The sequence below is a fragment of the Shewanella glacialipiscicola genome (assembly GCF_023283485.1).
Classification (GTDB): Bacteria; Pseudomonadota; Gammaproteobacteria; order Enterobacterales; family Shewanellaceae; genus Shewanella; species Shewanella glacialipiscicola.
In genome coordinates, this window is record NZ_JAKILU010000009.1 from 101,233 (window position 1) to 124,738 (window position 23,506).

The 23,506-nt window shown below is 45.4% G+C and carries 16 protein-coding genes; 9 read left to right on the plus strand and 7 right to left on the minus strand.

Features of this window, described 5'->3' with window-relative positions; all coding sequences use genetic code 11:
- The first annotated feature begins 278 nt into the window (after nucleotides 1-278).
- Nucleotides 279-2,876, plus strand: coding sequence for a bifunctional aconitate hydratase 2/2-methylisocitrate dehydratase (gene acnB, locus L2717_RS09390; RefSeq protein WP_220772238.1), 2,598 nt, complete (start codon nucleotides 279-281; stop codon nucleotides 2,874-2,876).
- A gap of 135 nt (nucleotides 2,877-3,011) precedes the next feature.
- Here the strand turns inward: acnB and rsd are convergent, their stop codons facing one another.
- Nucleotides 3,012-3,497: a sigma D regulator gene (gene rsd / locus L2717_RS09395; protein WP_220772240.1), complete on the minus strand. Its 486-nt coding sequence runs from the start codon at nucleotides 3,495-3,497 to the stop codon at nucleotides 3,012-3,014.
- Nucleotides 3,498-3,955: 458 nt separating this feature from the next.
- Here rsd and hemE point away from each other — a divergent pair, with 458 nt between their 5' ends.
- The 3 genes from hemE to L2717_RS09410 all read left to right on the plus strand — a co-directional run bounded on the left by hemE (nucleotide 3,956) and on the right by L2717_RS09410 (nucleotide 8,828).
- Nucleotides 3,956-5,020: a uroporphyrinogen decarboxylase gene (hemE, locus tag L2717_RS09400; protein WP_220772241.1), complete on the plus strand. Its 1,065-nt coding sequence runs from the start codon at nucleotides 3,956-3,958 to the stop codon at nucleotides 5,018-5,020.
- Nucleotides 5,021-5,370: 350 nt separating this feature from the next.
- Complete coding sequence (locus L2717_RS09405; protein ID WP_220772243.1) at nucleotides 5,371-7,950, plus strand: putative bifunctional diguanylate cyclase/phosphodiesterase; 2,580 nt, start codon at nucleotides 5,371-5,373, stop codon at nucleotides 7,948-7,950.
- A gap of 74 nt (nucleotides 7,951-8,024) precedes the next feature.
- Nucleotides 8,025-8,828: an SDR family oxidoreductase gene (locus tag L2717_RS09410; protein ID WP_220772290.1), complete on the plus strand. Its 804-nt coding sequence runs from the start codon at nucleotides 8,025-8,027 to the stop codon at nucleotides 8,826-8,828.
- Nucleotides 8,829-8,832: 4 nt separating this feature from the next.
- Here the strand turns inward: L2717_RS09410 and L2717_RS09415 are convergent, their stop codons facing one another.
- From L2717_RS09415 to purH, 4 genes are all read right to left on the minus strand, one after another.
- On the minus strand, nucleotides 8,833-9,060 hold the full coding sequence (locus tag L2717_RS09415) for a hypothetical protein (RefSeq protein ID WP_220772245.1): 228 nt from the start codon (nucleotides 9,058-9,060) through the stop codon (nucleotides 8,833-8,835).
- A gap of 161 nt (nucleotides 9,061-9,221) precedes the next feature.
- On the minus strand, nucleotides 9,222-12,452 hold the full coding sequence (locus L2717_RS09420) for an ImpA family metalloprotease (RefSeq protein ID WP_220772247.1): 3,231 nt from the start codon (nucleotides 12,450-12,452) through the stop codon (nucleotides 9,222-9,224).
- Between the two features lie 177 nt (nucleotides 12,453-12,629).
- The gene (purD, locus tag L2717_RS09425; protein ID WP_220772248.1) at nucleotides 12,630-13,928 is read right to left on the minus strand and encodes a phosphoribosylamine--glycine ligase; all 1,299 of its coding nucleotides are present in this window, start codon (nucleotides 13,926-13,928) and stop codon (nucleotides 12,630-12,632) included.
- A 71-nt stretch (nucleotides 13,929-13,999) separates the two neighbouring features.
- Nucleotides 14,000-15,631 carry a bifunctional phosphoribosylaminoimidazolecarboxamide formyltransferase/IMP cyclohydrolase gene (gene purH, locus L2717_RS09430; RefSeq protein WP_220772249.1) on the minus strand — a complete coding sequence of 544 codons (1,632 nt, stop codon included), beginning with the start codon at nucleotides 15,629-15,631 and terminating at the stop codon, nucleotides 14,000-14,002.
- A gap of 340 nt (nucleotides 15,632-15,971) precedes the next feature.
- On the opposite strand from purH, the gene zntR reads away from it, so the two are divergent.
- Both zntR and L2717_RS09440 read left to right on the plus strand, forming a co-directional pair.
- On the plus strand, nucleotides 15,972-16,472 hold the full coding sequence (gene zntR / locus L2717_RS09435) for a Zn(2+)-responsive transcriptional regulator (RefSeq protein ID WP_220772250.1): 501 nt from the start codon (nucleotides 15,972-15,974) through the stop codon (nucleotides 16,470-16,472).
- A gap of 2 nt (nucleotides 16,473-16,474) precedes the next feature.
- On the plus strand, nucleotides 16,475-17,920 hold the full coding sequence (locus L2717_RS09440) for an SO_0444 family Cu/Zn efflux transporter (protein ID WP_220772251.1): 1,446 nt from the start codon (nucleotides 16,475-16,477) through the stop codon (nucleotides 17,918-17,920).
- 232 nt (nucleotides 17,921-18,152) lie between these two features.
- On the opposite strand, the gene L2717_RS09445 is transcribed toward L2717_RS09440, so the two are convergent.
- Entirely contained in the window at nucleotides 18,153-19,319 is a 1,167-nt protein-coding gene (locus tag L2717_RS09445; protein ID WP_220772252.1) for an MFS transporter, read from the minus strand.
- Nucleotides 19,320-19,878: 559 nt separating this feature from the next.
- On the opposite strand from L2717_RS09445, the gene L2717_RS09450 reads away from it, so the two are divergent.
- Complete coding sequence (locus L2717_RS09450; protein WP_220772253.1) at nucleotides 19,879-21,279, plus strand: DASS family sodium-coupled anion symporter; 1,401 nt, start codon at nucleotides 19,879-19,881, stop codon at nucleotides 21,277-21,279.
- A 91-nt stretch (nucleotides 21,280-21,370) separates the two neighbouring features.
- Here L2717_RS09450 and trxC read toward each other — a convergent pair whose 3' ends face one another.
- Entirely contained in the window at nucleotides 21,371-21,793 is a 423-nt protein-coding gene (gene trxC, locus L2717_RS09455; protein WP_220772254.1) for a thioredoxin TrxC, read from the minus strand.
- A 191-nt stretch (nucleotides 21,794-21,984) separates the two neighbouring features.
- Here trxC and L2717_RS09460 point away from each other — a divergent pair, with 191 nt between their 5' ends.
- The gene (locus L2717_RS09460; RefSeq protein ID WP_220772255.1) at nucleotides 21,985-22,323 is read left to right on the plus strand and encodes an FKBP-type peptidyl-prolyl cis-trans isomerase; all 339 of its coding nucleotides are present in this window, start codon (nucleotides 21,985-21,987) and stop codon (nucleotides 22,321-22,323) included.
- Between the two features lie 126 nt (nucleotides 22,324-22,449).
- On the plus strand, nucleotides 22,450-23,430 hold the full coding sequence (locus tag L2717_RS09465; protein WP_220772256.1) for a sensor domain-containing diguanylate cyclase: 981 nt from the start codon (nucleotides 22,450-22,452) through the stop codon (nucleotides 23,428-23,430).
- The last annotated feature ends 76 nt before the right edge of the window (nucleotides 23,431-23,506 follow it).

Genomic DNA, 23,506 nt, shown 5'->3' on the forward strand with positions numbered 1-23,506 from the left:
AAATTTAGCAAATATCGTTAAGCAGTTGTGAGATATGATTTTTTAGTTGTTTTCAAACTATTGTCTAATTTCACTTGTTTTAATATTCGCGTAAGTTAACCATGGTCGGCGGATTTAGTCCTTATTTTGCCTTCTGCCGAGTGTGACCAGATTCATACTTTTGCAAAGCTGTAGTATACTGCAGGCCAGAAATACGGGTCGATCATGTCGGACTGCCTGCTTCTATTGAGAAGACATGCAGTTTGTTGTTAGAGCGCCAAAAAAAGAGGAATGTTGCCGTGCTAGAAGCATATCGTAAACACGTCGCAGAGCGTGCTGCAGAGGGTGTAGTCCCTAAGCCATTAGATGCACATCAAGTGGCTGAACTGGTTAAGTTAATTCAAAATCCACCCGCAGGTGAAGAGGCGTTCGTTCTCGACCTGCTAGAAAATCGAATTCCCCCAGGTGTTGATGAAGCCGCTTATGTAAAAGCTGCTTTTTTAGATGCGGTTGCCAAGGGCACTGCAACGTCACCGATTTTATCTGCTGAGCGTGCGACTGAATTATTAGGCACCATGCAAGGCGGTTACAACATCGATCCATTGATCGCGCAGTTGGATAATCCAGCGTTAGCGCCATTAGCGGTTAAAGCCTTATCGCATACTTTGCTGATGTTTGACTCTTTCCACGATGTGGTTGAGAAAATGGAAGCGGGTAACGAATTTGCTAAGCAAGTCGTTGAAGCTTGGGCTAATGCGGATTGGTATTTAAGCCGTCCTAAACTGGCTGATAAGGTTACGCTAACAGTATTTAAAGTCTCTGGTGAAACCAACACCGATGACTTATCTCCTGCGCCTGATGCATGGTCACGTCCTGATATTCCATTACATGCGTTAGCGATGCTGAAAAACGCCCGCGATGGCATTGAGCCTGATGTTGCTGGCGTTATTGGCCCGATTAAAAAAATCGAAGCATTAAAAACTCAAGGTTTCCCATTGGTTTATGTGGGTGACGTTGTGGGTACCGGTTCATCACGTAAATCAGCGACTAACTCAGTGCTGTGGTTTATGGGTGATGATATTCCATTTGTACCGAACAAACGCGCGGGCGGTTTCTGCCTTGGCGGTAAAATTGCACCTATTTTCTTCAATACGATGGAAGATGCTGGCGCACTGCCTATCGAGCTTGATGTCGACAAGATGGAAATGGGCGATGTGATTGACATCTACCCATATGCCGGTCAAGTGAAGCGTCACAACTCTGATGAAGTGATTTCAGAATTCAGTTTGAAAACTGACGTGCTGTTAGACGAAGTGCGTGCTGGTGGCCGTATTCCCCTGATCATCGGTCGTGGTTTAACAGATAAAGCCCGTGAAACGCTAGGTTTAGGTTTATCAGAAGTATTCGTGCGTTCACAAGACGTGGCAGATACCGGTAAAGGTTATACGCTTGCGCAGAAGATGGTTGGTAAAGCCTGTGGCGTTGCTGGCGTGCGTCCTGGCCAATACTGCGAACCTAAGATGACCTCTGTTGGTTCACAAGACACGACAGGTCCTATGACCCGTGATGAGCTGAAAGATTTAGCTTGTTTAGGTTTCAGTGCCGATTTGACTATGCAGTCATTCTGCCACACTGCCGCTTATCCAAAGCCTGTTGATGTGAATACACATCATACTCTGCCAGACTTTATCATGAACCGTGGCGGTGTATCACTGCGTCCAGGTGACGGTGTAATTCACTCATGGTTAAACCGTATGCTACTTCCAGATACCGTTGGTACTGGTGGTGACTCACATACGCGTTTCCCAATCGGTATTTCATTCCCTGCGGGTTCTGGCTTAGTGGCGTTTGCTGCGGCGACGGGTGTTATGCCACTCGATATGCCTGAGTCTGTATTAGTGCGCTTTAAAGGTAAAATGCAACCAGGTATCACACTGCGTGATCTGGTGCATGCTATCCCGCTTAAAGCCATTGAGCTGGGTATGTTAACTGTTGAGAAGAAAGGTAAAGTAAACATTTTCTCTGGTCGCGTACTGGAAATCGAAGGTCTTGAGTCACTGAAAGTGGAACAAGCATTCGAGTTGTCTGATGCATCGGCTGAACGCTCTGCTGCGGGTTGCTCTATTAAGTTAGACAAAGAACCGATTATTGAATACCTGAACTCAAACATCATTATGCTTAAGTGGATGATTGCTGAAGGTTACGGCGATCGTCGTACTATCGAGCGTCGTATCAAAGCGATGCAAGAGTGGTTAGCTAACCCAGAATTGATGAGCGCCGATAAAGATGCTGAGTATGCTGCGGTTATCGAAATCGATTTAAACGACATCAAAGAGCCAATCCTGTGTGCGCCGAACGATCCAGATGATGCAGTATTGTTGTCATCGGTTGCGCAAACTAAGATTGACGAAGTGTTTGTCGGTTCTTGTATGACTAACATCGGTCACTTCCGTGCCACCGGTAAAATGTTAGACAAGTTTGCTAAAACACTGCCAACGCGTTTGTGGATTGCTCCACCGACTAAGATGGACAGAGACCAGCTGACTGAAGAAGGCTACTACGCGATTTTTGGTCGTGTAGGCGCGCGCATCGAGATCCCAGGTTGTTCACTGTGTATGGGTAACCAAGCACGTGTAGCTGAAGGCTCAACTGTGGTATCGACTTCTACCCGTAACTTCCCTAACCGTTTAGGTACAGGCGCTAATGTTTACTTAGCCTCTGCTGAACTGGCTGCGGTTGCTGCGTTGTTAGGTCGTTTGCCATCACCAGAAGAGTATCAAGAGTACGCTAAAGAGTTAGATGCGACAGCCGCTGACACTTACCGTTATTTGAACTTCGATCAAATTGAGTCTTACACTAAAAAAGCTGCGGAAGTGATTTTCCAGACAGCTGTGTAATCGATTACCGTTAAGGTCATTAGATGTAAAAAAGCCAGCGAAAGCTGGCTTTTTGTTGTCTGCTCTACGGTGAATATTTTGATTCGTCTGTTAGGATAAAAAACCAATACAGGCTAAACACCGTTTGTAAATGCTTTAGACTTGTGGGGCGTGTTCAGAATGCTTACGGTACAGCATTTCAAGTAATTCATCTTCAAGCTCGAAACGGTTTTCCATATTTTGGGCAAGCTCAGATAAGTCTTTATCGAGTTGAGAAAATACATGATCGTCTTGAGTCTCGGCATATTTATCGTTGAAATCTAATGCGATATTTGTAGTTGGCGTGATCTGAGGCAGCATTTGCTGCGCCAGATTTTTACTTGACTCCCCATATTCGCCACAGGCATTGACGACGGTGTCATAGATCTCGAAGTGTCCCTCGGAGACATAGTCGACTAATAAATCACAGAAAATTTTAACTTGTTCGAAGGAAGGAAGAGATTTTTCTGATTTACCGTAGGGGGGAAGTCCGGCAATTTGGCAGTAATGCACTAACAGTTTGCGGCGGCTTTTTAGCCATTGATCAATCAGCTTATTTGAACCGCCCCACTTTTGTTCTGCTTTTTCAAGTTTTCTCAGCATGATGCATTCCATTGAAGTGCTTATACATAACTCTAATGTAGGGACAAGTTGCTATTCGATCAACTCTTTTAATACAGATTGAGGATAATGGCGAAATGGACAAACCAGTTGTTTTGTCTGAAAAAATAGAAATAAAAAGCCCAACGATAGAAACCTATCGTTGGGCGAGTAACGTTTGTAGCAGGCTCGATTATAGGAGCTTCTTGATTGTTCTTGCTAGCGCAGACTTTTTATACCAAAGGCAGGGAACGGGCGCAACTTTTTTCTGTCTTAGTGTGACTTTGTTACGAATAAACACTGCAATACGTTATCTCGATAACATTTTCCACATTATGTGGTTGAATCGCCGTCAACGATGGCGATTGGGTCACATAAATTTGCACATAAAGGTTACATTATTCGCGTAAATGCTAAACTACCGACCCTGCGGATTTTAATAAGACTAGGAACTAAGCCCAATGGCAGAATTAAAGAATGATCGTTACTTACGCGCGCTACTAAAAGAGCCTGTTGATGTGACCCCTGTGTGGATGATGCGTCAAGCTGGCCGTTATCTTCCTGAATATAAAGCGACTCGCGCGCAGGCGGGTGACTTCATGTCTTTGTGTAAAAATCATGAGCTTGCCTGTGAAGTCACGCTACAGCCTTTACGTCGTTATGGCCTTGATGCTGCAATTTTGTTTTCCGATATTCTGACCGTGCCTGATGCTATGGGCTTAGGTTTATATTTTGAAGAGGGCGAAGGCCCACGTTTCGAGCGCCCTACAAACACTATCGATGCGATTAAAAAACTGCATATTCCCGATCCTGAAGATGAGCTAGGTTATGTGATGCGTGCCGTAAGCACCATTCGCCGTGAACTGAATGGCGCTGTGCCGTTAATTGGTTTTTCAGGCTCACCTTGGACACTTGCCACCTACATGGTTGAAGGCGGTTCGAGCAAGACCTTCGAAAAAATTAAAAAGATGGCTTATGCAGAGCCAATGGCATTACACATGTTATTAGACAAGCTGGCTGACTCAGTTATTTTGTATTTGAATGCCCAAGTTGCTAACGGTGCGCAATCTTTGATGATATTTGACTCGTGGGGCGGTGCGTTATCGCACAGTGCTTATCGTGAGTTCTCTTTGCGTTACATGCAGAAGATTATCGATGGTCTGACTCGTTTTGCCGATGGTCGTAAAGTCCCTGTGACTTTGTTCACTAAAGGTGGCGGTTTGTGGTTAGAAGCCATGGCCGAAACCGGTTGTGATGCATTAGGTTTAGATTGGACTGTAGATATTGCCGATGCCCGTCGTCGTGTAGGCCATAAAGTGGCACTACAAGGCAACATGGACCCTTCAATGTTGTATGCACCGATTCCTCGGATTGAAGAAGAAGTCGGTCATATTCTAGCCGGTTACGGTGAAGGTACTGGTCATGTGTTTAACTTAGGCCATGGTATTCATCAGCATGTAGATCCAGAACATGCCGGTGCTTTTATTAAAGCTGTGCATGCGCAATCAAAGCAGTATCATAAGTAAGCTTAGTTTTATTCAAACAGGCCCGCTTGCGGGCCTGTTTTATTTTTACCTTTAACTTGATTATTGCGCGGCAGGGACGATGTGACTTATCGGCACATTAAACGTTATTGCCATATCAAATGTAACCTGCATTATCGAAATAAAATGACCCCTCACAAGCCGTTATTGAGGTAATTAATGCGTTAAATCAAAGGTGAAATATTAATTTAATTGCAAGCTATTGCTTATTTTCGCAACGAATAAAGTGAAGCAATGTTTAATACTATGGGTCAATGAGATATGTTGCGTGGCGCAATTAAGTGTTATGCCAAATCGTGAGTTAATTTAGTCATCATAAGCCGTGGAATGAAATGCACATTGGCAAAAAAATATTGGTCTTTATTGCAGGATTTTGCCTGCCTGCGGTCGTCATTGTCTCCTATTGTCTTGGTTATTGGTACGACCATCGTGTCGAGCTATTGCGTCAAGACAGCGCTAACGGCGAGCTGGTCAATATCCAGCAGCAGTTTCAAATTGATGTCAGCCGCTTAACCTTTCTCAATAATATCTACGCCTTACCTTTATCTCAATTAGATGAAGAACAACGTAATAAACTGGAGTCCTCGTGGCGCGAGAGTGCTATATCGGCCAATCTCAGTTGGTATATTTTGCGCAATGGCGAACTGCAGAGTTTTTTTCCCAATGAACGTCCTTTAAGCAAGGATCAACTGCAGAACATTGCCAGTGCTATCAGTCGTGCAGGCAAACAAAGTATTGCAGGCGTTTATTTGATTGATGCTCAGGCTTATGTGGTCACCGCAGTGGCTTCTGCACCCAATGAATATGTGCTGTTAGTTCGACAACTGACAGAGAGTGACTTACTTGAATATGCCCAAGCCTCCTTGGTGTCTAAGGTGGCGATAAGCCATGAGAATATGGCTCAGTCAAAGGTTAATGGTACTTATAATGATGCGATTGAAATCCCAAGCCTGTTAAAAGAAACGCCAGTTTATCTTCAAGTACAGTTCTTTGAGAGCCCTTTTCAAGAGGTCAAATTTAAACTCGATTGGGTATCGCTTGGATTTATTTTGCTTGGTGTGTTTATTGTTGCCCTTGGTTATATGTGGCTGCGCGCGGGCTTACTTAAGCCCTTTAAGAATTTAATTCAACAGTTGGCGCAGGTTGATCCTATGGCCAGCGTCTATCAACCCGTGAAGGGAGAAGGAATTGAGGAGCTCGTTCTACTTGCTAGTAGAGTTAATAGCCTGTTAGCTAGAATTTACCAACAAAAAGAACGCGCTAAAATTACTTTAGAATCAATAGCCGAGGCGGTTATTTTAACTGATGTTGATGCCAAGGTTATTTACATGAATCCGCGAGCCGAAGTGCTCTTGGGCGTAGCCAGTTGTCACGCGATAGATCAAAGTTTGGCGAGTTTATTAAAGGCTAGTGAGCAACTTAATCAGGCGGTATTTAGCTGTATTAGCCGCTGCGACTCAACTCCACAGATCGCGAAAATTAAGCTATTAACCGCTTCCCCTCGAATTATGGAACGCAGTATCAGCAATTTGCGTAGTCACGATAAAGAAATCGTCGGTACTGTGGTGGTATTGCGGGATATCACTCAAGAAGAATTACTTAAACATCAATTACAAAAAAGAGCCAATTTTGACAGTATTACAGGGCTGTTGAATCGTCAGGCTTTTGAAGAAAAATTACCCCACTTTACCGCAACAGCGCAAACCATCGCCGTGTGTTATCTCGATCTCGAGCAGTTTAAGTTGATTAATGATAGCTGTGGTCACGCAGCGGGCGATCGGATGCTGGCGATGGTTTCGAAAGCGATGCAGTCGTGTCTTGGGCCGCAGGAGTTATTGGCGCGTCTTGGTGGCGATGAGTTTGGTTTAGTGATTTGTGGTCGAAGTGCACTATCGGTCGCTAAACTACTCAAGCAATTGATTTTACAAGTCTCATTACAGGTATTAAGTAGTGGGAATACGCATTATAAGGTGGGGCTAAGCATAGGCGTTGCCTTTGGCCGTGCGCCCTATATTAATGCGCAAGAATCATTGAAAGACGCCGACATTGCCTGTATTGCCGCTAAAGCTAAGGGCGCTAATCAAATTCATTTTTATGATGATAAAGATAAAGAATTGACCTACCAGCGAAACGCGCCTAAGTGGGCGGTGCGTATTGCACAGGCTATTGAAGAAAATGAGCTAATCCTTTATTACCAACCAATCCGTGGTTTAAGCGGTGGCTCGCTGCGACAACGTATGGAAATCTTGTTACGCATTCAAGAGCCCTGTGGTCGCATTCTGCCTCCTGCACAGTTTATTGCTGCCGCCGAGCGTTTTAGGTTAATGCCTGATATAGATAAAGAAGTGATCCGCAAAGCCTTTTTATGGTTGTCTTTACACCCCAAGCTTTGGCCTGATCACTGTATTTCAATTAATCTTTCGGGTAATAGTTTGGGCGCTGAAGGTATGGTGGAATATATCATCCAGCAACAGCAGATTTTTGATATTCCAAGTCAATGTATTTGCTTTGAAATTACTGAAACTACCGCGATCCAAAATCGTAATCGCGGCATGGAAATGCTCAAACAGCTACGTAAACGGGGTTTTTCCTTTGCATTAGATGATTTTGGGAGTGGTTTCGCGTCTTACGGTTACCTACGGGAATTACCGGTTGATTATGTCAAAATCGACGGCTGCTTTATTAAGAATCTTGCAGTGAATGCTAAAGACTACGCCATAGTGAAATCGATTCAGGATGTGTGCCGGGTAATGGGTATCGAAACGGTTGCTGAGTTTGTTGAAACTCAAGAAATTATTGATAAATTGAACACCATAGGTATCAACTACGCCCAAGGCTATGCGATTGGCCGTCCACAACCTTTAGCTAACTATCGTGAGCAATATGACATTAGGCGCGCACAAGGCGCGTGAGGATTGCGCTTTTAACGTGATTATGCCAATTTAAGAAAAGGTATAATTAACAAGCTGGTGACAAATCAATGGCGATAAACACACTCACAGGTAAGGTCGTGATTATCACGGGTGCCTCAGAAGGCATTGGCCGTGCACTAGCGATGGTTATGGCGCGAGAGGGGTGTCAGCTCGTGATTAGCGCCCGTAATGAAACACGTCTAGCATCACTTGCCTTAGAAATCGCTCATTATGGCCCAGCGCCCTTTGTCTTTGCGGCCGATGTATCGAGTGCTGAACAGTGCCAAGCCTTGGTTGCTGCCACGGTTGCCTATTATGGCCGCCTCGATATTTTAATTAATAATGCTGGCATGACCATGTGGTCACGTTTTGATGAATTAACACAACTCTCTGTGCTCGATGATATTATGCGGGTGAACTATCTTGGGCCGGCATATTTAACCCATGCCGCGTTACCCCATTTAAAAGCCAGTGAAGGCCAAGTCGTGGTCGTGGCATCGGTTGCGGGCTTAACAGGCGTGCCGACCAGAAGTGGTTATGCCGCATCGAAACATGCTGTGATTGGTTTTTTCGATTCATTGCGGATTGAATTAGCCGACGATAATGTGGCTGTAACCGTTGTTTGCCCTGACTTTGTGGTGTCACAAATCCATAAACGTGCTTTGGATGGTGCAGGTAAACCGCTAGGTAAATCCCCTATGCAAGAGGCTAAAATTCTCACCGCTGAACAATGTGCTGAGATGATGTTGCCCGTCATTGCTATGCGAGAACGCTTACTGATCACTTCATTACGTGGGCGTTTAGGGCGCTGGCTTAAATTAATCGCGCCGAGATTAATCGACAAAATTGCCCGTAGGGCTATCGCCTCCGGGCATTAAAAGTTTATTTGTCGTTTTTATTGAGATGGTCAACGATGGTTTGCGTGGCCTCATTTTGAGTCGCTTTTTTTCCATCTGCAGCTATCGTTGCTGTTGCACTATAGCCTGTTATATCCTCTGCAATATGCAGCCAGTCTGGATGCCAGTAAAAACTACTTCCTTCTAAGGTTTGCCAGTTATGTACGCCAGATTTTTCACCTTGATAAATAAGATCTTTTACCGAATAACCCATATATTCACCCCATTCATTTTATGATTATTTAAAATATAAGAAGATAGATGTTGCCCGTCATCTACTGCAAGGTATGCGATTTAGCTCACATATTTAGGTGAAATAAACCCCGCTGATACGAGGTTTATAACTAATGAAACTTGTTTAGTTGCTTATTATAGCTAAGGTTTTGCGCATTGTGAGGGAGAGTTTGCACCTTTCCACAGCGTAGTCCCCTCGTTTAGCGACAAAGGTATAAAGGTTAATCCTCGGCTCATATTGGCGGGCGGCAGCTCAGTTTCTAACTGATACATGCCCATGGGCATTACGCCCGATGTTGCGTTGGCGGTGGTTTGTGCGGCCGCAAGGCTTGAGTAGCGCAAACCCAACATATCAAAATGGCTACGCCAATCTTTGCCTGTGAGCTGACTTAATGACACCAACATAAAGTCGTTGCCCGGAATATCCCTCACGGTTTTGCCGCTGTAGACACTATTAGCATCAAACGGGAATTGGCTAAAGCCCAGTTTGCTGCGGTTTGCTTCCCAATCACTGACATTATTGGCATATTTGCCAAAAATGCGATTGTGTTGATACAGCAAGGTAAACAGGTTAAAGCCATTTTCCAATGTGGTGCCATCGTTCAGCGTTATGCCGTGAGCCTTTAGCGCCATTTGGATGTAAAACGCCATGCGATAGCCGTTATGCACAGCATAATCATTGCTGGCCCAGGGCGCTGTGTATCTGTCTTCACCCGCATCAAGCACTTTACAGTTAGCCCCAAATACTACACGTTTACCGCGGGTATCTTTTGTGCCGGCTGCATCGGACATAAACACATAGAAGAGATCTTTGTGGTTCATGTGGCCATCTGTCACTGTATCTGTATTGCCATCGCGCAGATAATGGGTTTTCCACTTCACTACATAAGGGAAGATATTGTTGGAGTTTTCTCCTGCACGGCTGCTATAACCGGCCCAGTTGTCACTGTCACTTGCCGCAGCATATTGCACATTAAGACGATTAGTTTGCAGATTATGGCCTAACTCATGGTTATCACCCCAACCGGTTGGGTCGATGTTCCAGGCTGCATCCCAAGGATTACCGCTACAACCTGCGCCGCACTGGGCATTTTGGTCATAATTGGCGTGTTGAACAATAGTGCGGGTATGCAGACTATTATCGATACAGTCGCCACCAAACAGTCCTTTGCAGGCCGCTAGCACATCGGCGGGTAAGGATTCACTTAAGCTCTTGCCTTGGATCTTAAGTCCCGCAAGGGTGTAAACGCTGTTGATATGGTCATCGATAATACTGTTGAGTAGCGCGTTTACATCGGGTACATCCCCGCCGATAGCGTTTAAAAAGCGGTCGCGCCGCAGATGCTGCTCGGCACCATCGGTGCGCAAGTCCACATGGGGTAATTCGGTATTTTGGATGCGATCGTTAAAGGCTGCGATTTCAGTGGGGTTTGAGAAATCCATAATGGTCGGATGTTTAGCGACATGCTCAGCGTTGACATCAACACTTAACGCGCCATCAACACTCGAAGCATCACCATTGATGTATAGATAAATCGGCCCGCCGTAGGGGGAGGAAAACTCAATACTTTTCCCTTGTACTAAGCGCAGGCGTTGCTGCGCCAACTCCAATGGGCCGCGATAAATTTTCTGTTCATAGGCGCGGTTAGTATTGCGTCTATGATAGTTGAGTTTTATCTCTACATTAGCAGTGCTGCTGTCGAGACGAGTGAGTTTGATGGTTTGGCCCGGTAGAGCATACCAACCGGTGGTCGTCCATTGGCCAGCATAAGGTACGCTAATGGTTTTTTGCTCGGAGATGGTGGCAGGGTAAGCGTAATGGGCATTATTGCCCTTGCTGAGATTAGCACTGTTGGTAACATATTCCCCCAAATCAGGCTGGGCTAAGTTATGGGCGCGGACATAACTTATTGTCCAGTCGGCAAATAGAGCCTGCTGCCACTGGGCGTATTCGTTATAGGCAATAGGGTAATCAATTTCGCTGCGGTATTTGTCGGCGAGCAGCAGTCCAGCTTTCATTAAAGGGAACTCAGCTTTGGTAAACACATCGATAGCATGGTTATCTAAGGTTTCGGCATTGGTTCGATACCAATCGGCGCCAGCTTTGAATGAATCGATAAAAGCGGCAGCATTGCAGCTTAAATAATTGCCACCACAATCGTTAAGCACTGAGGTATCGAAGCGGCCTTCACTAAGACTGCTAAGCAGATTATTTACTTTGGTCAGGGTTGTATCTTCGGCCAGAATATCGGTGACACTGAGGTTATTGGCATTGAGTTTTGACCAGTAATTGCCTGCGGTCGACAGCCCCATATCAACGTAAAGTGGTGAGAGCATTGGGCTTTCATCACGCCAGTAATTAGAGAGCAGCAAGGGGATGCCCGCCGCCTTAGCTTTGGCTATAGCAGCTTTTATACCGGCAAAACCCAGTGATTGACGGTCGATATCGCTAATCACAATCAGATCTGGTTTAAGCGTTTCGATACAGTTGCTTAACTGGCTGTAGTCACAGGTATTTGCGGCATTAATACTATGGGCATCTGGGTAGTTTTTGGTGAGCCAAGTGCGGATCCCCTCATTATGAGGAAAGTACCAACTGTCGGTGGCGCTTGGCATTTGGGCGGTGACTATACTGAATACATCGGTGCTGAGGCCACAGGTTTTATCGGCGCCTTTGGTCAGCCAGCCTAAAAGGTTTTTCAGTAAAGCATCGGTTTGAGCTGAGGTATTAACGGAAAAAAGATTTTCCGCCATGGCCGCATATCTTTGTCCCTGTTGCTCGCCCGCCATCACTAAACCGCGCACAGTGCTTGCGCCACTCGCATCGATATTTGATGGCAGCACGGTGAAAGTGTTTTCCGGCATAAAGCTCGAAAAAGTAATGGAGTCATGGCTCGGGTGCCAAGTTATGCTGTTACCTACTCCTTGATATAACTGTTTTATCTGGACTTTACGTTTGACGTCGATATTAGCGAGTTCGGCGATGCTGAAATCAATTAACTCACTCGCACTGGCAAGCTTGTGGTCTTGGTGCTTAATGGCATTTTCGGCATTACTGATAAATATCGGCGTGATAGTGCAATCGGTCACCATTGCCGCAGTTGTGTAAGTCAGCCCATTAAGATTTCCCCCACAGCCCGTTATGCCATCGAGTGTAAAACCGCTATTGGCAATAACGCTAAAAATAGCGCTGGTGCCTGATTCGACTTTTTGGCTGTTGGGGCTTAGTACGCCGCCCGTGGCTGCTACGCTGCTGGCGGTATATTGCGTTACAGGTGGTTGGACTGGGGGCTGAGTGGTGCCCGCGTCCTCAGAACCCCCACATCCGCTAAGAAGTAGAGTAATGGCGGCATAAAACAGTCGAATCCTCATGGGAGTCCTTGGTATGTAGGGGCTTAATATTTTGGGGGTATTGTATATTGTCATTATCATTTTAAATAGGTTTAATTCTATAATTTCATTTAAAATCATGTGTTTATAATTGACGCCGCGTCAAAATACAGGCATAAAAAAACCGGTGAGATACCGGTTTTTTTAATGGTTTAATTATTAACCTTGCTGCTCACGCGCAATGGCGCGATAACCAATATCGGTACGGAAATACACATCATCCCAGTGAATTTCATCAACTAATTTATAAGCGGCTTTTTGCGCTTCAGTCACTGTATTGCCAAGGGCCGTTGCGCACAGGACGCGGCCACCGTTAGTGACTACGTGGCCGTTTTTCATCTCAGTGCCAGCATGGAAGACTTTGCCGTTATTGTCACCAAGGCTTAGACCGTCAATCACATCAAACTTACGGTACTCATCAGGATAACCGCCTGCGGCTAACACCACACCCACGGCGGCGCGCTCGTCGTACTCGGCTGTGACTTTATCTAACTCGCCGCGGGTGGCGGCTAAGCACAGTTCAACGATATCAGACTGTAAACGCATCATGATGGGCTGCGTTTCTGGATCGCCAAAGCGGCAGTTATATTCAAGCACTTTAGCGCTGCCATCTGGCGAGATCATTAAACCGGCATACAAAAAGCCAGTGTAGACATTGCCTTCGGCGGCCATACCATCAACCGTTGGGCGAATAACGTTATTAATCGTCCAGTCGTGCACTGCTTGAGTGACTACGGGGGCTGGCGAGTAAGCGCCCATGCCTCCGGTATTTGGGCCGTAGTCGCCGTTATCGCGTGCTTTATGATCTTGGCTGGTAGCCATTGGCAGAATATTTTTGCCATCGACCATTACGATAAAGCTGGCTTCTTCGCCTTTAAGAAATTCTTCAATTACCACGCGCGAACCCGCATCACCGAACTTGTTACCGGCGAGCATGTCATCAATCGCAGCATCGGCCTCTGCTTGATTTAACGCGATGATAACGCCCTTACCCGCGGCTAAACCGTCGGCTTTAATCACAACTGGATAACCTGTGGTCGCGGTTAATTCACGCACAAACGCTTTGGCATCGCTAATGTCAGTACAGTTTTTATAACCCGCTGTTGGGATATTGTGGCGTGCTAAAAAGTCTTTGGTGAAAGCCTTTGAGCCTTCAAGTTGCGCTGCGGCTTTAGTGGGGCCAAATATCGCTAAACCAGCGGCATTGAATGCATCAACAACGCCCATCACTAATGGCGCTTCTGGGCCGACTATGGTCAGTTCAATCTTATGGGTTTGGGCAAAATCAAGTAGGGCAGGAATGTCGGTGGCGCTGATCGCCAGATTTTCAACATTAGGCTCTAGGGCGGTGCCGGCATTGCCAGGCGCCACGTAGACAGTTTCAACTTGAGCCGATTGGGCGGCTTTCCACGCTAGGGCATGTTCGCGGCCACCGCCACCAATGATTAACACTTTCATGGTTAAAACTCCCACACATCGTAAAAGAAAACGCCCTAAATCCTTAGGGCTAAGTTTGATTTAATTGGTGATTAATGACGGAAGTGGCGCATACCTGTCATTACCATCGCCATACCGTGCTCGTCGGCTGCGGCAATGATTTCAGCATCGCGCATTGAGCCACCCGGTTGGATGATGCAGCTAATACCCGCAGCAGCTGCGGCATCGATACCGTCACGGAATGGGAAAAAGGCATCGGAGGCCATCACAGAGTTTACGACTTCGAAACCTTCGTCAGCAGCCTTGATACCGGCGATTTTAGCGCTATAAACGCGGCTCATTTGACCAGCACCAACGCCGATGGTCATGCCGTCTTTGGCATAAACGATGGCGTTAGATTTAACGAATTTCGCCACTTTCCAGCAGAACATTAAGTCTTTCAACTCGCTTGCCGTCGGTTGACGTTTAGAAACCACTTTGATGTCTTCTAAACCAACCATGCCCTGATCGCGATCTTGTACTAACAGGCCACCGTTAACGCGTTTGTAATCTAGGCTTTGAGTTTTCGTTGCCCACTGACCGCATTCTAATAGGCGCACATTGGTTTTTTTGGCAATCACATCTCGCGCCGCTTGGCTTACGCTTGGGGCAATAATGACTTCAACGAATTGACGCTCAACGATAGCGCTGGCAGTCGCGGCATCTAACTCGCCGTTGAAGGCGATGATGCCACCAAAGGCTGATGTAGGGTCAGTTTGATAGGCGCGGTTATAGGCATCGAGTAAATCTTTACCTAATGCAACGCCACATGGATTGGCGTGTTTAACGATAACACACGCTGGCTCACTGAATTCTTTTACGCACTCAAGAGCGGAGTCAGTATCGGCAATGTTGTTGTAAGACAAAGCTTTGCCTTGTAATTGAATCGCGGTAGCCACAGAGGCTTCATCAATTTTAGTATCAACGTAAAATGCCGCCGTTTGATGGCTATTTTCGCCATAGCGCAAATCTTGTTTTTTGATTAATTGGGTGTTGAAGGTGCGTGGGAACTTTGAGCTCTCAACGGATAGGGAGTCTTCAGCGCATTCGTCAGTGCTATGGGCTGGAACCCTATGCATTGGAACCATAGTGCCGAAGTAGTTGGCGATCATGCCATCGTAACCCGCAGTATGCTCAAAGGCCGCAATGGCTAAGTCGAAACGAGTCGCATGGGTGGTGCTGCCATTATTCGCTGCCATTTCCGCTAGTACACGGTGGTAATCGGCTGCATTAACCACAATGGTGACATCTTTATGGTTTTTTGCTGCTGCGCGTACCATAGTCGGGCCACCAATATCGATATTTTCGATAGCGTCTTCTAAGGTGCAACCGATTTTAGCCACAGTGTCGGCGAAGGGATAAAGATTAACCACAACTAGATCGATAGCATTGATGTTGTTGTCGGCCATTACACTTTCATCAAGACCACGGCGCGCCAAAATGCCGCCGTGCACTTTGGGGTGCAGCGTCTTAACACGACCGTCCATGATCTCAGGGTGTCCTGTGTAATCAGATACTTCGATAACAGGCACGCCGTTATCGGCCAGCAGACGAGCAGTACCGCCCGTTGATAGCAGCTCTACACCTTGGGCGTGTAGAGCTTGGGCAAACTCGAGAATTCCGTTTTTATCTGAAACGCTAAGCAGCGCGCGACGAATGGGTCTGGTATTATTGGCAGCAGTCATTTGGGTACAGGGTCCAGTTATTTTAGTTTCAAGGATCTTTCGGAAAACAGAACAAGCTATTTGTTATTCTGCTTTCCAAAAGTCCCTTGGTTCTACTGTTTGACTTTTATCCCACCGTCAGGCGCGCACATTCTAGCGTAAAACTGCTTTTGCGGGTGTTTTTTCTGTGTGATTTCACAATATTCGTATCAGAACAAAGCCGTACTAATAAGGGCGTGTTGAGTAAAGTCTCAATTACTTCTTGACCTTGGAGTAGGCTCCAAGGTTTATACTTGCTTACATTGAGTGTTGTGCTAGAAATGTTCCTTAAGTTATGGAGTATTTCGCAAAGGATGAAGACATGTACCGTATTGGTGAACTGGCTGATTTATGTGAGGTGAAAGCCGACACGCTGAGATTCTACGAGAAGCACGGCTTACTTACGCCATCGAGCCGTACTGAGTCTGGTTATCGTGTATATACCCAGGATGATGCTGCGCGCCTGCGTTTTATTTTACGGGCTAAAGCAGTGGGTTTTACCCTAAATGAAATCAGTGAGTTACTCTCGATTGAACTCGATAAATCTAACCGGGTCTGCGCTGATGTAAAGGGCATGGTGGATATTAAATTGGCACAAGTTCAGGCCAAAATGGCGGAGTTAACGCATTTTCAAACCAGTTTACAAAGCCTGTCTGATGCCTGTTGTGGTGGGCCGCGTAGCGCCGAACATTGCTCTATTCTAGAGGCTCTAGAGTCAAGTACCGAGCGGGCTGAGCATCATTCTCATCGACACGAAGTACATCAACACCACGAACCTCACCATGCCCACAGCAAAGTAACCCACGAAGAATCAGGGAATTAATTATGTTATTGAAGAATTTTGTTGATTTATTTTTAGAGTCTGCGCCGTGGTTATTACTGGGCTTAGTGTTAGCTGGGCTATTAAAAGTGTTTGTGCCCATGGCGTGGATGCAAAAACAGCTGGGGGGGCATGGTTTTAAAACCGTGGTTAAGGCTGCAATGTTAGGCGCACCTTTACCCTTATGTTCTTGTGGGGTGATCCCTGCGGCCGTAGGGCTGCGCCGTGCGGGGGCATCGAAGGCGGCGACTACGTCATTCCTCGTATCAACCCCTGAAACCGGCGTTGACTCGATTGCCGTTTCCTACGTGTTACTTGGGCCTTTTATGGCGATAGTCAGGCCGATAGCCGCTATTAGCAGCGCGATTGTGGCGGGATTATTAGTTGGCCGTGATGACGATGGTAAACCTACCGCGGTTAAGCCTGAAACTAAGATAGAGAATGAAATACCGACAGCATCTTGCTGCGCGTCAAAGGCAGAGCCTAAAGAGGTCACGACAGAACCGATTCAAAGCTGTTGCTCAGCCGTAAAAGCACCAGTTAAAGCGGACTCGTCTTGTTGTAGTAGTGAGAAAAAGGCCGCAATCAAAATGACGCCAATGGCGGCATCCAGCTTGATGAACAGCAATGCCAGTGCTTATAAAAATGTAAGTCATGTCAGCGCGATAAAAACTGAGAAAACCAGTAGCCATTGCAGTGCTAATACTGCTGAACCAGCAGCGTCCGAAAAAATAGTGGTGGTGAAAAAGGGCGCGTGTTGTGACACCTCGACCAAGGCTAGCGCAGAATCGAGTGCGGCTCACGCCCATAAGCAAGGAGAGACCGATAGTTGCTGTGCATCGACCCAAGATATTGCCACTGAGTTAAAGTCTGAATCGGTATTAACACGCGTTGGGATTGGTCTTAAATATGCGGCCACGGATTTAGTACGTGATACGACTCTGTGGTTGTTGGTGGGGTTATTTTTTGCCGCATTAGTACAAACCTATGTTCCTAGTGACTTTTTAGCAAAATGGGGTGATGGCATTCTGGCGATGTTAGTCATGGTGCTAATCTCTGTGCCTATGTATATTTGTGCTACGGCATCAACGCCTATTGCAGCGGGATTATTGCTTGCGGGTGTGTCACCAGGCGCTGTGCTGGTCTTTATGATGACGGGTCCAGCAACCAATATTGCGACTTTAGGCATAGTGGCCAAAGAACTGGGTAAGCGTGCGTTATGGGGATACCTGGGTGGTGTTGTCGGCGTAGCGTTAATCGCAGGTATGTTAGTCAATTATCTGGTGGCAACGTTTGGGTTTGTGGTGATGCCACAAATAGGTGAGCAGCACGAAATATTACCGGAATGGTTAGTGGCGACTTCAGGGATATTACTCGCGTTATTAATGGCGAAAGTGATATTTGAGAAGATCCCAAGAAGCTGGCTACGCCGCAGCGATTGTTGCTCTTAGTCGACCCAATACATTCAATATTAGCGTTCAACATGGTCGCAAGATTTAACGACTAAACAAAATCCCCAGTGTTAGCGCTAACACTGGGGATTTTTGTATCTAAGATTAATCTGGATATCAGCTTACAAGAATCATTTATAAATTAGGTATATGCCAGCATTCTCATGTAATACTTTTATCGGTTCTGTGCACAAATCCCTAATCTCAATCAACGTCTTTAAGTGAGTACGGCTTACGGCGCCGATAAACGCGGTCTGGTGTTAACCAATAACTTGCCGCCGAGATAAATGCTGGTCAACATGAAGCTTGCGCCTAAGTACAACAATAAACCGTGCTCCATTTGCTCAAAACTGATAGCAACTAAGGGACCTATCACCGACCCGACAGAATAACTTAGTAACATCATTTGCGTTGCCGACACTATCTGGCTAGTCGGTAAATTGTCGCAAGCTAAGCTAATTGCAATCGGGTAGAGGGCAAATGCACAGGCGCCAAGTAATATAAAACCTATGCTAAGGCTCACTATTGAGTGTTGAGTAAGCAGGAATATTGCAGCAGTGCCGAGTAGGCAAAAAGCGGCCATCAAACCATTTTTATGCATACGAGGAGACAAATAACTCACCAAGGGTTGTACTAACATACCGCCCATGATGATAAGGGCCATAAATAACCCCGTTTGCTGATCCAGCCCCATATCTTGGGACACATAAATGGGTAATAAACCATAAATTGGACCCAATAGAAACCCAGAGACTAGACAGCCTAAAATCGCTGACTTGCTCAGTTTTTTTAATACTGCTAACGAAATGGAGTGCTGTTCACTGGCCTGCGGTTGCCCACGTTTTACCAGTAAAGCCGGCAAGCTAGCGGCGGCTAATAAACCCATTATGACGAGGTAGGGTAAATGCCCTGTGGTACCTAAGTAATCAATGGCTAATTGGCCTATGGCTGTTCCGCCATAAAGCGCGGTCATATAAAGGCCTAGTCGTTTTGCACGTTGCTTTTGGGTGTCAGCCATTAATAGCCAAGATTCAACCACGACAAAGACCCCCGCGACGGCAAATCCTGCTACAAACCGAGACAGTAACCACATCCAACTTTGTGGTACTAATATCATGGCCACAACACTACAAAGCAGAATATTTAGAAAGAGGATAAAAGCCTTACTGTGGCCGATACGCGTCACGATAGATGCGATACAAGGTGCACCAAGTAGTAGGCCAAAATAAAAAATACTCGCCAGCAAAGGTGCGAGTGAGGTATTGAGTTCAAAAAAAGTGAGCGATAGCGGGATCAAACTCATTAAATAACCAGAGGCCAATGCAAATAAACTCAAGCCAACGACGGGGACGAATATGCTGTTTTTTTGAGTAGACTGACTTAACGCGATGTTTTCCACTGTATGCCCTAAAACGGATAAAAATAAAGCGAAATATGCTTAGGGGCGCGACTTTAGGACTAATTTAGAACAGGGTAAAGTGAGTTAGATTGACTGTATCGGTGAATAATATTTGTGTTTGTTTTTCAGAGGGATATTACGTTTTAAATGTGTGTATTTTGAAGCGTAACTGTAACGTGGCTGGTGCTTTAGCTTATCGGCTTAGACGTGAATAAAATACATGCTGCTTGCGTAGACTGCCAGCAACAAGCGTTTGATTAAAGCTTAATTTGGTCATTATCACTTTGGTGAAGATTGAAATTAGATCGAGTTCACAATTTTAAACAGTCATTCTATTACAGGTTTAGTCTGGTTTTGCTCGATCTTTATTCGTTTGAAAGTTAAAAACATAACTTTAGACCGAAAATAGGTAAACTAAGCAGCTAATTGTGAGTTTATGTGCACTACAGCAGTAAAGAGTGTCGTTACTCTGTAGTAAAAACACAAAATAAAGCGCTTTGCTCGGTGTGATCAATGCCCTAAATTTGCACCAAAATTAAATGGTATTAAGGTTGTAACCATGTCTGTAACACATTCAAGTACAGTTCCCCCTAATAAATCCCCTACCAGTGATGAAATCGATAAGAAAAAAATGCTGATCCTCGCGGCGGATATTGTGCTGTTATTTGCACTGCATTATGGCTTGCCCTTCGATCAAGGAGTGAACACCGGATTAGCTATTCTGGTTTTCTCAGCCATTCTTTGGCTTTCCGAAGCTATCCACATCAGTATTACTGCGATTTTAGTGCCTATTCTTGGCGTATTTTTTGGCGTATTTGAAACCAAAGAGGCGATGAGTAATTTTGCTAATCCGGTCATTTATCTCTTTTTTGGTGGCTTTGTACTGGCGGCGGCTTTGCACCATCAAAAGATTGATACCTTAATCGCACAAAAGCTGTTGGTGGCCTCCAAAGGCAGATTAAGCGTTGCCTGCTTTATGTTGTTTGGCGTCACCGCGCTGTTGTCTATGTGGATAAGTAACACGGCGACTGCAGCCATGATGTTACCGCTGGCTTTAGGTATTTTGTTGCAACTAGATAAAGATAAATACCACAGAACCTATGTGTTTTTACTGCTGGGGATTGCTTACTCTGCCAATATTGGCGGCATGGGCACTCTCGTCGGTAGCCCGCCTAATGCGATTGCAGCTGCGCAAGTAGGCCTAACATTTAGTGATTGGCTTAAGTTTGGGATCCCAACCGTTATTGTGATGCTGCCGCTAATGTGGCTAGCCTTATATTGGTATTTTAAGCCGGATCTGTCCGCCAAGATTGAAATTAAGCGAGAAAGCAACACATTGACTAATCAAGGTAAATTAACCTTGATGATATTTTTTATCACAGTGTGTTGTTGGATATTTAGTGTTCCGCTAGCGGAGGCTTTAGGTGGCATTTCTCAGTTTGATACCGTGGTCGCGCTAAGCGCTGTGGTGGTATTGGCCGGCCTAGGTTTAGTCGGTTGGAAGAAAATTGAATCGACCACTGACTGGGGCGTATTGATCTTGTTTGGCGGTGGCTTAACTTTAAGCGCTATCTTAAAAAGCACCGGCACGAGCGTATTTTTAGCTCACTTTATGACAGACATTTTTGGCAGTACACATATGTCGTTATTTGTGTTTGCTGTGATTGCGTTTGTCGTGATGCTAACCGAGTTTGCCAGTAACACCGCCAGCGCCGCGTTGTTAGTGCCTGTGTTTGCCGCCATTGCCGAAGCATTGGGTGTGTCGCCAGTGATGTTATCTGTGATGATAGGTTTAGCGGCATCCTGTGCCTTTATGCTGCCAGTGGCAACGCCGCCCAATGCGATTGTTTATGGCTCTGGCTATATTAAGCAGTCTGAAATGGTGCGAGTTGGTATGATTATCAATATTATCAGCATGATAGTGTTGAGCATTATTGCTCATGTATTTTGGGATATCTAAACTTATCTATTTATACGCTTATTTATTGTGCGCTCCTAAAAAGTACCCCGCGAGGGGTACTTTTTATGGCGATAGGATAAAAGCGTAGCCGTTAACAATAATTCTTTAACCACTGTTCGAAAACCGATTTAGGTAAAGCCCCCGCTTGTTGCGCGAGTAACTGTCCTTGTTTAAAAATCATTAATGTCGGAATCGACCGAATATTATATTGAGCAGCTAGTGCTTGTTGCTCTTCGGTATTGAGTTTACCAAAGCGGAATTGATGTTCCCAAGTTTTAGCCGCTTCATAAAATATAGGGGCAAAACTTTTACAGGGGCCACACCAGCTGGCCCAAAAGTCGACCACAAGTGGTAACTCAGATTTATTAGCGTGGTTAGCAAAGTTTGCACTCGTGAGTTCAATCGGCGCTGGCATAAACACACTGAGCTTACATTTACCGCATGTGGGCTGCTGCTTTAAACGTTCATCGGGAACCCGGTTTAGCGTATCGCAATGTGGGCAGGCAATAATCATGGTAAAACTCCAATAACGGGATTTAAGAAGATATTGGGTTGTTTAAACGTTATTTAAAGGGGCTTCTTGAGTTTAGATTCATTGTAAAAATGTATTGATAACACCGACAAGCTTTGATGCAGGTGATACAATTCTGCACAACATGTCATATCGCAAATGTATTAAGTGCGATTCATAAAGAGATCAAATAAATGACTGAATTAGAAGTTATTGACCTCAGTATCGGTGAAGGTAAGGAAGCCGTTAAAGGCGCGCTTATCACCACTCAATATCGCGGTTTCTTGCAAGATGGAACGCAATTCGATTCATCTTACGACCGAGGCCAAGCGTTTCAGTGTGTGATTGGCACTGGTCGTGTGATCAAAGGCTGGGATCAAGGTATTATGGGCATGAAAGTCGGTGGCAAGCGTAAATTGCTGGTCCCAGCTCATTTAGCTTATGGTGAACGTCAAATTGGAGCGCATATCGCACCACACTCAGATCTGACTTTTGAAATCGAGTTGTTAGAAGTGCTGACGCGCGACGAGTAATACAAGTCGTTATGGATTACGCTGGATAAGCGTGAGTGTGGCAGTTGGATCAGGTTAAAATGTTACTTTGGTAACGAGTATTTTTCACTGATTTAAAATCCTCCATCTTAAGGAAAGAGGTTTCTAGTGGCTTCGGATAACTCAGCAGAAAACGCGGCAGAACTCATTGCGCAACTACAAGTTGAAATTGCTCAGCTAAAACGTGAGAACGCAAATTTAACGGCATTGAATCGTCGCGCCGAAGAAAAACTTTTTGCCGCGCTTGATGGCAATGGTTTGTGCCTGTGGGAGCAGCATATCCCCAGTGGAAATTTAACGATATTTAATATGCGTTGGGGTGAGCTATTAGGTTTTAGCCGTGAAGAACTCGCCGCACATATTGATAGCTGGAAAAGTAAATTACACCCTGACGATAAAGATTGGGTGATAAAAGCCTTTGACGACCATGTGAGTGGTAAAGCGGATTATTACCAAGTCATACACAGAATGCTGCACAAAGACGGTAGCGTCAGTTGGGTGTCTGATCGTGGTCGTATTGTTGAGCGCCTAGCCGATGGTACGCCGCTGCGAATGATGGGTAGCCATATCGATATTACTCAAGAAAAGCGTTATGAAATTGATTTAGCACTTTTAGCCCATAGCGATCCGCTGACTAATCTTATGAATCGCCAAGCGATTTCTAACGCATTTGATGAATGTTTACAATCCGTGGAACACGGTGGATTGTTCTTTATCGATCTTGATGGTTTTAAAGCATTAAACGATCACTACGGCCATAAGTTTGGTGATACTTTGCTGATGCATATTGCCGATACACTTGTGTTCCATGCTGGCGAATTGGCACATATTGCCAGATTAGGCGGTGACGAGTTCGTAATATTAATGCCTACATCTGAAGTGGAAGTATTAGAAGCACTGGCACAGTCTTTACTCGATGTTTATCGACAGGCTTTTATACTAGAAGACTGTGAAGTAAAGATAGGCCTGAGTATCGGTATCGATATTTTCGGCGCAAATGATAGTTTTGCTGAAAGCTGCGATCGTGCTGATGCCGCCATGTATCGCGTGAAACACCAAGGAAAACATGGATATTGTTTTTCGATATAAAAAGATGATGTGACTTTAATCACCAGAACTTAATCCACTCATTATTGAGGGCGACATGGATAGCATCTATTGATTA

Coding starts and splice junctions, on each gene's coding strand:
- rsd (WP_220772240.1), bottom strand. CDS start 3,497: ATGCTGAGAAAACTTGAAAAAGCAGAACAAAAGTGGGGCGGTTCAAAT.
- hemE (WP_220772241.1), top strand. CDS start 3,956: ATGGCAGAATTAAAGAATGATCGTTACTTACGCGCGCTACTAAAAGAG.
- L2717_RS09405 (WP_220772243.1), top strand. CDS start 5,371: ATGCACATTGGCAAAAAAATATTGGTCTTTATTGCAGGATTTTGCCTG.
- L2717_RS09415 (WP_220772245.1), bottom strand. CDS start 9,060: ATGGGTTATTCGGTAAAAGATCTTATTTATCAAGGTGAAAAATCTGGC.
- L2717_RS09420 (WP_220772247.1), bottom strand. CDS start 12,452: ATGAGGATTCGACTGTTTTATGCCGCCATTACTCTACTTCTTAGCGGA.
- purD (WP_220772248.1), bottom strand. CDS start 13,928: ATGAAAGTGTTAATCATTGGTGGCGGTGGCCGCGAACATGCCCTAGCG.
- purH (WP_220772249.1), bottom strand. CDS start 15,631: ATGACTGCTGCCAATAATACCAGACCCATTCGTCGCGCGCTGCTTAGC.
- zntR (WP_220772250.1), top strand. CDS start 15,972: ATGTACCGTATTGGTGAACTGGCTGATTTATGTGAGGTGAAAGCCGAC.
- L2717_RS09440 (WP_220772251.1), top strand. CDS start 16,475: ATGTTATTGAAGAATTTTGTTGATTTATTTTTAGAGTCTGCGCCGTGG.
- L2717_RS09450 (WP_220772253.1), top strand. CDS start 19,879: ATGTCTGTAACACATTCAAGTACAGTTCCCCCTAATAAATCCCCTACC.
- trxC (WP_220772254.1), bottom strand. CDS start 21,793: ATGATTATTGCCTGCCCACATTGCGATACGCTAAACCGGGTTCCCGAT.
- L2717_RS09460 (WP_220772255.1), top strand. CDS start 21,985: ATGACTGAATTAGAAGTTATTGACCTCAGTATCGGTGAAGGTAAGGAA.